We start from the raw sequence: 12,735 nt of genomic DNA, 5'->3' as shown, positions 1-12,735 counted from the left end.
CCGCCGTTAAGCGGGTCATTTTTTTAAAAAGAAATGAAATTATGCTGTTTCGCCTTCCCAATTCATAAATCCTCCTTGAAGGTTAAATGTCTTGTCAAAACCTAGGTTATTCATAATTGCACATGCTTGACCACTTCTGGCACCTGATCTACAATACACGTAATAATTTTTAGTTTTATCAAGTTTCTCAAGTTCTGCTACAAACTCAGGTCCTTTATAAATATCAATATTTAGAGCATTAGGTATGATACCATCCTCTATTTCCTCTTCTGTTCTTACATCTAAAATTACTGCATTAGAATCTTTCTCTAACTGCTCTTCCCAATCTTGTTGTGATAAATCTGCCATAGTATATATTATAAGTAGTAAAATTAATCGATTTTTCTTTATTCTATTACTACTTACGAATTTAACAAATTTTTAATCTACACATAAAGTGAAATACTAAAAATAGATATACATTTGTATATACAATTATTGTACAAACATGAATGTAGAAGAGATCATTAAAACCAACCATCAGATGCCGTTAGAAAAACGGACGCTTATTCATTTAGCCCTGGTTGTTAATAAAATTGACGAAGAAATAGCAATGGTACTTAAACCTTTTGATATCTCTATTCAACAATTTAATGTTTTAAGAATTCTTAGAGGTCAAAATGGTAAACCAGCAAATCTTTCCACTATCAACGAAAGAATGGTAACTAAAATGAGTAATACCACTCGCCTAGTCGATAAATTAATATTAAAGGGGTTTGCCAATAGAAACGTCTGTTTAAAAAACAGGCGCAAAGTTGAAATTGTAATTACAGAAGAGGGCTTAAACATACTAAATAAAATTGATGGAATACTTTTTGAAGCCGAAAAGAGAATACTTAAAAATTTTGACGGGACAGAATTGCAACAACTCAATGAACTATTAAATAAATTTTAAGTAAAATAAATGAACACATTACTAGATAATTTAAACTGGCGCTATGCTACTAAAAAATTCGATAGCTCTAAAAAAGTGAGCAGCGAGAATTTAAATACATTACTAGAAGCTTCAAGGTTAACAGCTTCTTCATACGGTCTTCAGCCTTACCACATATACGTTATTGAAAATGCGGACATAAGAACTCAATTAAGAAAAGCTTCTTATGACCAACCACAAATAACAGATGCTTCCCACATCATTGTTTTAGCAAACAAACCTACTTTTGATGGTACTATGATAGATGATTATATTCAAAATATCATGGCAATTAGAGGACTATCTAAAGATGATTTAGAAGGTTTTTCACAAACTATGAAATCAACTTTATTAGATTTACCGGATACCCAAAAAAACTTATGGACATCAAACCAAGCATACATTGTTTTAGGTAATTTAATAACTGTTGCCGCAGAAATAGGAATAGATACCTGCCCTATGGAAGGTTTTGACAAAGAGCAATACAATGAAATTTTAGGTCTTAGCGATAAAGGTTTAAATGCTGCTGTTGTTTTAGCTGTTGGCTACAGGTCTTCTGAAGACGAGACTCAAAATTACCCTAAAGTGAGATATTCTAAAGAACAAATAATTACACATATATAAATTAAACACAATCATTTTAAAATTAGACACATGAAAAAATCATTATTAAGTTTAGTATTCGTTGCCGTTTTCGGATTAACAGCAACAGCTTCTACCCCTATTGAGTCAGAAAAAAAAGAAGTAAAAGTTAGCGAGAGTACCGTTACTTGGAAAGGCTACAAGGTAACTGGGGCCCACACAGGTACAATTCAATTAAAATCTGGTCATTTAGAAATGAAAGGTGAAAAATTAATTGGAGGTGAGTTTGTTATAGATATGACAACGCTTGCCAATACAGACCTCGATGGAGCTGGAAAAGGAAAATTAGAAGGTCATTTAAAATCTGCAGATTTTTTTGGTGTTGAAAACAACCCTACTTCTAAATTAGTTTTTACTTCTGTTAAAGCTATGAACGACAATTCATACACTGTAACCGGAGACTTAACTATTAAAGGTATTACAAAGCCTGTTACACTTGTAGTTTCTATGTTTGAAAACAAGGCTACCGCAACCGTAAAAGTTGACAGAACTAAATTTGATATTAAATATGGTTCAGGAAGCTTTTTTGATAATTTAGGAGACAAAGCTATTTATGACGATTTTGATTTGGTAGTAGATTTAGCACTATAATAGCTTCTAAAAGAATCATATTACAACAATTTAAAATCCCTTTGAGATATATTCAAAGGGATTTTTATTTTTGACAAAGTAAAGTTTGAAAGTTTAAATTTCCTTTTTATATTTGATGCTCAATGAAAAATTTAATCGCAAATACTTGGTGGTGGAACAACTTACGAAAAACATCGTGAGCAAAGCATCATTGTAGTAAAACTATATAAAGGCTTGTCATCACGACAAGCCTTCTTTATTTTATAAAAGTAGCTATGACCTATCAATTTAAGACATATCACAAAAAAATTCTTGCCGATACCATGACGCCAGTAAGCGTTTATTTAAAAATTAGAGACCGTTTTCCTAATAGTATATTATTAGAAAGTAGCGATTACCACGCTAACAACAATAGCTTTTCCTATATATGTTGTAACCCTATCGCTTCTATTAAAATAGAAAATGAAATCATTGTTAAACAATTTCCTGATGGGGTTACCGAAGAAATTAAAATTTCCCCTGAAACAAACGTTGTAGAGATTATAGATAATTTCAGCAAAGCTTTTAAGGCGGATAACAATGACTATAAATTCATTAACAACGGGTTATTCGGCTATATGGCTTATGATGCTGTTCGGTATTTTGAAGATGTAGATATTTCGGTTAAAGATGACTCTGTTCATATTCCAGATATTTACTATGCCGTTTATCAAAATATCATTGCTATAAACCATTATAAAAATGAAGCTTACCTATTTGCACATTGCTATAATACCGAAAATAATATACCAGAATTAGAACAACTTTTAAGCATTAGAAACTTTGCTACTTACAATTTTAAAATAGAGGGTGAAAGAGAATCTAACTTAGAAGATGCTGAGTATAGAGAACATGTAGACTTAGCTAAAAAACACTGTCAACGTGGCGATGTGTTTCAGCTTGTTTTAAGCCGTCGTTTTTCTCAAGGTTTTAAAGGTGATGAATTTAACGTGTACAGAGCATTACGTTCTGTTAATCCGTCTCCATACTTGTTTTATTTTGATTATGGTGATTTTAAAATATTTGGCAGTTCACCAGAAGCCCAACTAATCGTTAGTGAAGGCAAGGCTGAAATTCACCCTATTGCCGGCACATTTAAAAGAACCGGAAATGATGAACAGGATGCTCAACTTGCCAAAGAATTGAAAACGGATAATAAAGAAAACAGTGAGCATGTCATGTTAGTTGATCTTGCCCGTAACGACCTTAGTAGAAACGGTAGTGTAGTACAGGTAGAAAATTATAGGGAGGTACAATTCTTCTCTCATGTAATACACTTGGTTTCTAAGGTAACGGGAATGAAGAAAAGTGATATACCTACCATGAAAGTGGTTGCAGATACTTTTCCTGCCGGTACATTAAGCGGTGCGCCAAAACACATGGCTATGCAGCTTATTGAAAAATATGAAAAAACCAGTCGTGGTTATTATGGCGGAGCTATAGGTTTTATGGATTTTTCTGGAAACTTCAATCATGCCATTATGATTAGAACTTTTCTAAGCAAGAATCACAAATTGCATTATCAGGCCGGTGCCGGATTAGTTGCTGCATCAGACCCAGAAAGCGAATTACAAGAAACATACAATAAACTAGGAGCTTTGACCAAGGCATTAGAAATAGCTGAAGACATTTAAAATGAAGAAAATATTAGTTATAGATAATTACGATAGTTTCACTTACAATCTAGTGCATTATTTAGAAGAATTAGGCTGTGAGGTAATTGTAAAACGTAATGACCAACTTACCCTTGAAGAGGTTGATGCTTTTGAAAAAATTGTACTCTCTCCAGGACCAGGCATACCTGATGAAGCTGGTTTATTAAAACAGATTATAGAAAAATACGCTCCTACCAAAAGTATCTTTGGTGTTTGTTTAGGACAACAGGCCATTGCTGAAGTTTTTGGAGGTTCCTTAATAAACCTTGACAAAGTATATCATGGCATTGCTACGACGATAAAAATCACAAAAGAGGATGTCATTTTTGAAGATGTACCCAGTGAAATTGAAGTAGGTAGATATCATTCATGGGTTGTAAATACTGATTTACCAGAAGTTTTAGAAGCTACTTCGGTTGATGAGAACGGGCAAATTATGTCTCTTCGCCATAAAACCTATGATGTACGTGCCGTACAGTTTCATCCAGAATCTGTTCTCACACCACAAGGAAAAAAAATGTTAGAGAATTGGTTGAACGCCAAAGCATAGTAATAAGTATCAAGTACGAGGGCAATATTGACTGCGCCGTACCAATACGAACTAGGTAATACTTTAAAAAATGAAAGAAACATTAAATAAACTTATAAATCACGAAATACTTTCTAAAGAAGATGCTAAACGCATTTTGGTAAATATTGCCAAAGGTGATTACAACACTAGTCAGATTGCGGCATTTTTAACCGTATATATGATGCGTAGTATTACCATAGAGGAACTTGAAGGATTTAGAGATGCATTACTTGATTTATGTTTGGCGGTAGATTTATCTGCCTACAACCCTATTGACCTTTGTGGTACAGGGGGTGACGGTAAAGACACCTTCAATATCTCTACACTTTCTTCTTTTGTTACCGCTGGCGCGGGCATTAAAGTGACTAAGCATGGTAATTACGGAGTGTCTTCTAAATGTGGTAGTAGTAATGTGATGGAATTTTTAGGGATAAAATTTAGTAATGATGCAGGTTTCTTAGAAAAATGTATCGATGAAGCTGGTATTTGTGTATTGCACGCTCCCCTATTTCACCCTGCTATGAAAAATGTAGCTCCTATTCGTAAAGACTTAGCGGTAAAGACATTCTTTAATATGTTAGGTCCTATGGTAAATCCTGCTTTTCCTAAAAACCAAATGGTGGGTGTTTTCAATTTAGAATTAGCTCGCATGTACGGATATCTGTATCAGAAAACCGATAAAAACTTTACTGTTCTTCATGCATTAGATGGTTATGATGAAATTTCCCTTACAGGAAATACCAAAACCATTTCTAATCATACTGAAAGCATGCTAAAACCATCTGATTTTGGTGTAAATCAAATAAAGCAAAGTGATATTGTTGGCGGAGATTCTATTGATACTTCGGCGCAAATATTCCTTAATGTTTTACAAGGTAAAGGTACTGAGCCTCAAAATAATGTAGTGTGTGCCAATGCAGGTATTGCAATTGCTACAGTAAAGAACCTTACTCCTCTTGAAGGCTTTGAAAAAGCTAAAGAATCTTTATTAGGTGGACACGGATTAACTGCTTTGAAAAAAATACAGGAACTGAGTAAAAATTAAAGCTTCGTGTCTCGTAATAACGAGATAGCAAAGAACAAATAGTATATGAATATTTTAGATAAAATAGTAGCTGACAAACGTAAAGAGGTAGATTTAAAAAAGTCGATTATACCCGTTTCTCAACATGAGGCTTCTGTGCTTTTTGAAAGAAAAACAATTTCTTTGACTCAAGCACTTAAAAATAGTGATACAGGAATTATTTCTGAATTTAAACGTAGATCTCCATCTAAAGAAAGCATCAACCAAAATGCTAATGTTGGGCAAGTTGCCAAAGGATATGAAAAAGCAGGCGTTTGTGGCATGAGTATACTTACCGATATTAAATATTTTGGTGGCTCTATTGAAGATTTAATTTTAGCACGTGCATCTGCTCAACTTCCTTTACTTCGTAAAGAGTTTATTATTAGTGAATACCAAATTATTGAAGCTAAAGCTAATGGTGCAGATGTCATTTTACTTATCGCTGCCATATTAACAAAACAAGAAATTAAGACGTATTCTGAATTGGCAAAAAGCTTAGGCTTAGATGTATTGTTAGAAGTTCATAATGAAGCAGAACTTCATAAATCTATTATGCCAAGTTTAGATATGTTAGGTGTAAATAACAGAAACCTGAAGACTTTTGAAGTGAGTTTAGATACAAGTAAATTGTTATCAAAATTGATTCCAGATGATTTTGTAAAGGTTTCTGAAAGCGGAATAAGTTCTGTTGAAGCTATTAAAGAATTAAAACCTTATGGTTATGAAGGATTTTTAATAGGTGAGAATTTTATGAAAACTGATAACCCTGGTAAAAGTGCTAATGAATTCATTAAAAACCTTAAGAACTGATGAAGCTTAAAATTTGTGGAATGAAACTGAATACAACTGAAGTCGCACAATTACGACCAGACTATTTAGGCTTTATTTTCTGGGAACCTTCATCTCGATTTTTTAAAGGTGAGATTCCTGAACTTCCACATACAATTAGCAAAGTTGGGGTATTTGTTGATGCCGAATTTGATTATGTCATTGATATGACTAGTAAATATCAGTTACAAGGGATACAATTACATGGTCATGAGAGTCCGGAATATTGCACTAAAATTGCAACTGAATTAAAAAAATTAAAATATAAAGTAGACATCATAAAAGTGTTCTCCATAAAAGACGAATTTGATTTTGAAGTATTGAAACCCTATGAAAATGTGTGCGACTATTTTCTCTTTGACACAAAAGGAAAATTACCTGGCGGCAACGGATACACCTTTAATTGGTCTGTTTTAAAAAATTACCCATCGACAAAACCTTTCTTTCTAAGCGGTGGTATTGGTTTAAATAATCTGAACAAGATTAATGAGTTTATGAAAACGCCTGAATCTAAATATTGCTATGCCATTGATGTGAATAGCTCTTTTGAAATAGAACCAGGCTTGAAAAACATTGAAGAATTACAAAAGTTTAAAGAAGCGCTATGAATTATAATGCTGACGAAAAAGGGTACTACGGAGAATTTGGTGGTGCCTATATACCTGAGATGTTGTACCCCAACGTTGAAGAGCTACGACAAAATTATTTAAAACTGATGTACGAAGATTCTTTTCAAAAAGAATTCAATCAGCTTTTAAAAGATTATGTAGGTAGACCCTCTCCCCTATATTTTGCAAAACGCCTTTCTGAAAAGCACGGCTGCAAAATATATTTAAAAAGAGAAGATCTTAATCATACTGGTGCCCATAAGGTCAACAATACCATTGGTCAAATTTTAATGGCCCAAAAATTGGGCAAAACTAGAATTATTGCCGAAACCGGTGCAGGTCAGCACGGTGTTGCAACTGCTACGGTCTGTGCTTTAATGGGTATGGAATGTATCGTTTACATGGGTGAAATTGATATTGCCCGTCAAGCACCTAATGTTGCCCGTATGAAAATGTTGGGCGCTGAAGTAAGACCTGCAAAATCTGGAAGCAGAACTCTTAAAGATGCAACTAATGAAGCTATTAGAGATTGGATCAACAATCCTGTAGATACACATTACATTATTGGTTCTGCCATTGGTCCGCACCCTTACCCAGACATGGTTACTCGTTTTCAGTCTATAATATCAGAAGAGATAAAATGGCAACTGAAAGAGAAAGAGGGGCGCGAAAATCCTGATTATGTAGTTGCTTGTATTGGTGGTGGCAGTAATGCCGCTGGTACATATTATCATTTCTTACATGAACCTGAGGTTGGTATTATTGCCGTTGAAGCTGCCGGAAAAGGAGTAAATTCTGGTGAAAGTGCCGCAACTTCGGCTCTTGGTAAAGTTGGTATAATACATGGATGCAAAACTATGTTGATGCAAACGACAGACGGTCAAATTACAGAGCCCTACTCTATTTCTGCCGGATTAGATTACCCTGGCGTTGGTCCTATGCATTCACATCTTTACAAATCTGGTCGTGCAGAGTTTTATTCGGCAACAGATGATGAAGCCATGGCTGCAGGTTTAGAACTATCCCAATTAGAAGGTATTATACCTGCTATTGAAACAGGACATGCATTTGCAATTTTTGAACATAAAAAATTCAAAAAAGATGATGTTGTCGTAATCAGCCTTTCTGGTCGTGGCGATAAAGATTTGAACACATATATAGATTATTTTAAGTTAGCATAATACTATTATGAGCAATAGAATTACAACAAGATTACAAGAAGATAAAAAACTTCTATCCATATATTTTACCGCTGGTTATCCTGCGCTTAACGATACCGTTAAAATCATTGAAGATTTAGAAAAGAACGGTGTTGATATGATTGAAATCGGATTACCCTTCAGTGATCCATTAGCAGACGGACCAACAATTCAAGAAAGCTCTACTGCTGCGTTGAAAAATGGAATGACTACCGAAATTCTTTTCAATCAACTAAAGGATATTCGTAAAACCGTTTCTATTCCGTTAATTATTATGGGTTATTTTAACCCAATGTTGCAATACGGTGTAGAAGCATTCTGTAAAAAATGTCAAGAAATTGGTATTGACGGACTCATTCTACCTGATCTACCGCTAGATGTGTATCAAGCAGAGTATGAGGCTATTTTTAAGAAATACGGACTCATAAATGTTTTTCTAATTACGCCACAGACTAGTGATGCTCGTATTCATCAGATAGACGACGCCTCTAACGGATTTATTTATATGGTTAGCTCTGCAAGTGTTACCGGTTCTAAATCTGGCTTTGGTCAAGATCAAGAAAATTATTTTGAACGTATAGCTTCAATGAATTTAAAGAACCCACAAATAGTAGGTTTCGGTATTAAAGACGAAGAAACTTTTAAGCAAGCGACCAAAACCGCTAAAGGTGCAATAATTGGTTCCGCCTTTATTAAGCATTTGACAGCTAACGGAACTGAAAAAACTGATGAGTTTACTAACTTAATTCGCTAAGTTGAAAGAATTTTTAAATAATTGGAAACTGATTATTCTACTATGCCTAACCCTAGGTTTAGCCCCATTTTTCCCTGAACCTCATATTTTGGGTAAATTAAAATGGTTTTTTGGTGGCGCAAATGGAATGGTATTTATGGATTGGTTCGATGTCGTTTTCCACGGTTTTCCTTTTGTACTTCTAATTAGATTGATTATGATGAAAATATTTAGCTCAAAAACTTCAGATTAAATTTCAGTTATCTAAATAGGTGTTGAATACACAAAGTATTTTGAAATAATGAAAAAGGTTGCCCTATAGGGCAACCTTTTTTTAGTCTATACGCTATAAAAAAATATAACTACTTCACTTTGTATAGGTAATACCAATAACAATCAACTACCAACCTACACTTTTGAGCATATTTATTTCTAATATAGAAAACCTTAACAATTGCCATAATCTAATTGAGGCTTAGTTCTCTGCATTTTGCTTACATTTAAAGAATATATTCACGAGAACGAACATGAAAAAATTACTTGCCCTTCTATTACTTATCTCCCTTTATTCTGGATACTCTCAAGACTCCATTTTAATAAAATCTAAAGTAGCAAATGCTATAACCGAATTAAGAGAATTCGTAGCAATACCAAACGATGCTTTAAATGCCGATGATATTGATTCTAACCTTTTTTGGCTTAGAAAGAAATTTACAGAAAGAGGTTTTAATAGTACTATTTTAGAGACAGAAGGTCTTCCGTTATTTTTTGCAGCTTTACCGATGGATGATAACAAACCTACCATCTTGTTTTATATGCATTTAGATGGGCAATCTGTTGACGCTAAAAAATGGGACCAATCTGACCCTTACAAAGTAGTTTTAAAATCTAAATCTGATGATGGATGGAAGAAAGAATCCTTTTCTGAACTAGAAGATGATATTAATTATGATTGGCGACTTTTTGGCAGATCCACTTCTGATGACAAAGGACCTATCATTATGTTCTTAAACGCTATTGACGCGCTCAAAAAAGATGGTATTGACATACCGTATAATGTAAAGGTCATTTTAGATAGTGAAGAAGAAAAAAGCAGCGCTCCATTACCACAAGCTGTACGCACTTATAAAGATTTACTTAAAGCTGATTTTTTAGTTATAAATGATGGTCCGGTTCATGTTTCTGGAAAACCAACAATAGTTTATGGCTGCAGAGGAATTACAACATTATCAATTACTACTCACGGACCTATTAAACCTCAGCATAGTGGTCATTATGGAAATTACGCTCCTAACCCAGGTTTTCTATTAGCACAACTTCTAGCAACTATGAAAGATGCAGATGGCAAAGTTCTAATTAAAGGTTATTATGACGGAATCACCTTAGACGATTCAACATTAGAAATTCTAAAGAGTGTCCCAGATAATATTGAAGAAATCAATAAGAACCTAGCAATTTTAACTCCTGAAAAAGTAGGTGGTTTTTATCAAGAGGCTTTACAGTATCCTTCTTTAAATATTAGAGGTTTAGGTTCTGGATGGATTGGGGATCAAGCAAGAACTATTCTACCCGCTACTGCCACTGCAGAATTAGATTTAAGGCTCGTTCCAGAATCTGATGGCACAAGACTTAAAAACCTTGTAAAAGAGCATATTAAAAACCAAGGCTTTCATGTAATGAGTACCGAACCAACTATGGATGACCGTTTGAAATATGACAAAATAGTGACCATTAAAGAAGGTACGGTAACAGATGCGTTTCGTACGGATTTGAATAATCCGTTTGGGAAGAGTATTGTAAAAACTATGGAAACAAAGTTTGGAGAAAAGCCGGTTCAAATAAGAATCATGGGTGGTACGGTTCCTATTTCCCCTTTTATTAATGAGCTAAAAATACCTGCATTTATTGTACCTATGGTAAATGCTGACAATAATCAACATAGCCCTAACGAGAATTTAAAAATTGGGCAAATTGCATATGGTATAGAAACATTTTATGCACTCTTAAGTACTAAAATTTAATTCATCCGAATATTAGCATAAAAAAAGGGGGCAAATGATTGCCCCCTTTTTTTTATAAATTACTTTTTCTTACGCCGAGTTTCTACTAGCATTAATATTTCCATAAAGAGATCTTGTAACAATTTTCTCATACAATTCTTTATACTCCGTACCCTCGCCAATTCTCTGCAACGCGTATTGTTGTATCACCAATAATGGTAATACTATATTCTCACGTATTTTAATTGACTCTCTAGAAATTGCTTCTTTTTTCATCAATATTTCCATACCTGAAAGTTTTAAAAGCATTGATTTTGATAGTTCATACTCTGCATGAAGAATTTCCCAAAAAGCACCATACTCTTCATTCTCTTTCATATAGCTGGTCAATTCAAAATAACATTTAGTAAGACTCATCATACTGTTCATCATCAAAGCTTGAAAAAACGGTACTTCTTCATATAATCTTTTAGCCTCTTCTAACCTACCTTCATCTTCTAATGTTTTCAAAGCGGTACCAATACCATAATAACCTGGCACATTTTGTTTCAACTGACTCCAAGAACCTACAAAAGATATAGCTCTTAAATCAGACAGTTCTAATTTAGCCTTGTTTCCTCTTTTACCCGGTCTACTTCCAATATTTGCTTTGGTATAGTACTTAAGAGTACTCATATTCTCTAAATAAGGCATGAACTTATCATGATGTTTTAAGTCATCATATTTCTTAAAACTCATTTCAGATAACTCCTCTATAAGTTTCCTGTCATCGTCAGATATAACAATTTCTTTTTCTAAGATAGTATTTGACAAACCTGCCGTTAACAACTGCTCACTATTATAAATAAACTGCTCTTTTGTACCATAGGTACTGGTAATAGTCTGCCCTTGAATAGTAAGTTGAATTTCGTTATTCGCAACCTTGTTTGTTTGGGCTGCATAAAAACGATGTGTTTTACCACCACCTCTTGCCGGTGGTCCTCCTCTACCATCAAAGAAAACAGCTGCTACATCATGTTGATCGCACACTTCTGAAAGTTCTTCTTTTGTTTTCAAAATAGACCAGTTCGCCTTGAGGTAACCACCATCTTTAGTACCATCAGAAAAACCTAGCATTATGGTTTGCTTTTTATTTCTATTTTCTAAATGTGCTTTATATTCAGGTAAACTAAATAAAAACTGCATGGTGTCTTGTGCAGTGTCCATTCCATTCATAGTCTCGAAAAGTGGCACTATATCAAAAGTGATTTCTTTACCCGCCCAACCACACCATCTAAACAATGCATAAACAAAAAGAATAGAGAATTTATCTTCAGAATTACTAATGATGTACCTATTACAGCCTTCTTCACCGTTCTTCTCTTGTATTGTCTGTAACTGTAGTATGTTTTTAATAGTATCTTTTACAATATCTTCCTTGTAATCATCTGGAACTAAATGTAAATTCTCATGTAATAAAATATCTATTAATTTCTCTTCAGATAACTCACTAAGTTCTTCTTTAATTAATCCGTTCTTTTTTAAAACCTCAACCATTACTTTGGTATGCATACTGTGGTCTTGACGTATATCTATAGTTGCAAAGTGAACTTTAAATATTTTCACTTTATCAATGAACTTCTCTAAATCTTTTAAGTAAAGACTTTGATATTTTTCAATAAGAATTAATCTAATTTCTTCTAAAGGAACAATTAAATCTTCATAGCCAATATCTTTAGAACTATCGAACATTGCGGTATACAGGTTTGACCTCAATTTCTGTATTGGCTCTTGTACATCTTTAAAAGTTAGTTTATTTACCAAACCTTTTAAGTCATTGTAATAACATTTCATTAATGTTAAACGAAGTTCGTTCATTACATCTCTAGTAAT

The 12,735-nt window shown here is 33.8% G+C and carries 14 protein-coding genes; 12 read left to right on the top strand and 2 right to left on the bottom strand.

Going from position 1 to position 12,735, the window contains the following annotated elements:
• Window positions 1-39: 39 nt before the first annotated feature.
• Entirely contained in the window at window positions 40-348 is a 309-nt protein-coding gene (locus ABJI11_RS15420; protein WP_276494409.1) for a rhodanese-like domain-containing protein, read from the bottom strand.
• A gap of 139 nt (window positions 349-487) precedes the next feature.
• Here ABJI11_RS15420 and ABJI11_RS15415 point away from each other — a divergent pair, with 139 nt between their 5' ends.
• The 12 genes from ABJI11_RS15415 to ABJI11_RS15360 all read left to right on the top strand — a co-directional run bounded on the left by ABJI11_RS15415 (window position 488) and on the right by ABJI11_RS15360 (window position 10,884).
• Window positions 488-934, top strand: coding sequence for a MarR family transcriptional regulator (locus tag ABJI11_RS15415; RefSeq protein ID WP_348354134.1), 447 nt, complete (start codon window positions 488-490; stop codon window positions 932-934).
• Between the two features lie 9 nt (window positions 935-943).
• Window positions 944-1,576, top strand: coding sequence for an NAD(P)H-dependent oxidoreductase (locus tag ABJI11_RS15410; RefSeq protein WP_348354131.1), 633 nt, complete (start codon window positions 944-946; stop codon window positions 1,574-1,576).
• Between the two features lie 30 nt (window positions 1,577-1,606).
• Window positions 1,607-2,185: a YceI family protein gene (locus ABJI11_RS15405; protein ID WP_348354128.1), complete on the top strand. Its 579-nt coding sequence runs from the start codon at window positions 1,607-1,609 to the stop codon at window positions 2,183-2,185.
• Between the two features lie 254 nt (window positions 2,186-2,439).
• Entirely contained in the window at window positions 2,440-3,837 is a 1,398-nt protein-coding gene (locus ABJI11_RS15400) for an anthranilate synthase component I family protein (protein WP_348354125.1), read from the top strand.
• Window position 3,838: 1 nt separating this feature from the next.
• Window positions 3,839-4,408: an aminodeoxychorismate/anthranilate synthase component II gene (locus ABJI11_RS15395; RefSeq protein WP_348354122.1), complete on the top strand. Its 570-nt coding sequence runs from the start codon at window positions 3,839-3,841 to the stop codon at window positions 4,406-4,408.
• 70 nt (window positions 4,409-4,478) lie between these two features.
• Window positions 4,479-5,474 (top strand): anthranilate phosphoribosyltransferase, encoded by a 996-nt coding sequence (gene trpD / locus ABJI11_RS15390; protein WP_348354119.1) that lies wholly within the window; start codon window positions 4,479-4,481, stop codon window positions 5,472-5,474.
• Window positions 5,475-5,519: 45 nt separating this feature from the next.
• Window positions 5,520-6,305 carry an indole-3-glycerol phosphate synthase TrpC gene (gene trpC / locus ABJI11_RS15385; protein WP_348354116.1) on the top strand — a complete coding sequence of 262 codons (786 nt, stop codon included), beginning with the start codon at window positions 5,520-5,522 and terminating at the stop codon, window positions 6,303-6,305.
• On the top strand, window positions 6,305-6,931 hold the full coding sequence (locus ABJI11_RS15380; RefSeq protein ID WP_348354113.1) for a phosphoribosylanthranilate isomerase: 627 nt from the start codon (window positions 6,305-6,307) through the stop codon (window positions 6,929-6,931). The genes trpC and ABJI11_RS15380 overlap by 1 nt, the downstream gene beginning before the upstream one ends.
• On the top strand, window positions 6,928-8,112 hold the full coding sequence (gene trpB, locus ABJI11_RS15375; protein ID WP_348354111.1) for a tryptophan synthase subunit beta: 1,185 nt from the start codon (window positions 6,928-6,930) through the stop codon (window positions 8,110-8,112). The genes ABJI11_RS15380 and trpB overlap by 4 nt, the downstream gene beginning before the upstream one ends.
• 7 nt (window positions 8,113-8,119) lie before the next feature.
• A complete protein-coding gene (gene trpA / locus ABJI11_RS15370; RefSeq protein ID WP_348354108.1) occupies window positions 8,120-8,884 on the top strand; it encodes a tryptophan synthase subunit alpha in 765 nt (254 codons plus the stop codon).
• 1 nt (window position 8,885) lies between these two features.
• Window positions 8,886-9,116: a hypothetical protein gene (locus ABJI11_RS15365; RefSeq protein ID WP_348354105.1), complete on the top strand. Its 231-nt coding sequence runs from the start codon at window positions 8,886-8,888 to the stop codon at window positions 9,114-9,116.
• 274 nt (window positions 9,117-9,390) lie between these two features.
• Window positions 9,391-10,884: a M20/M25/M40 family metallo-hydrolase gene (locus ABJI11_RS15360; RefSeq protein WP_348354102.1), complete on the top strand. Its 1,494-nt coding sequence runs from the start codon at window positions 9,391-9,393 to the stop codon at window positions 10,882-10,884.
• Between the two features lie 69 nt (window positions 10,885-10,953).
• On the opposite strand, the gene ABJI11_RS15355 is transcribed toward ABJI11_RS15360, so the two are convergent.
• Window positions 10,954-12,735, bottom strand: a 1,782-nt coding sequence (locus ABJI11_RS15355) for a phosphoenolpyruvate carboxylase (protein WP_348354099.1), incomplete at its 5' end; no start/stop codon positions are given.

This window comes from Maribacter sp. (genome assembly GCF_039968975.1).
Classification (GTDB): domain Bacteria; phylum Bacteroidota; class Bacteroidia; order Flavobacteriales; family Flavobacteriaceae; genus Maribacter.
Note: the sequence above shows the minus strand (reverse complement) of the source record. Positions and strands in the feature narration are given on the sequence as shown.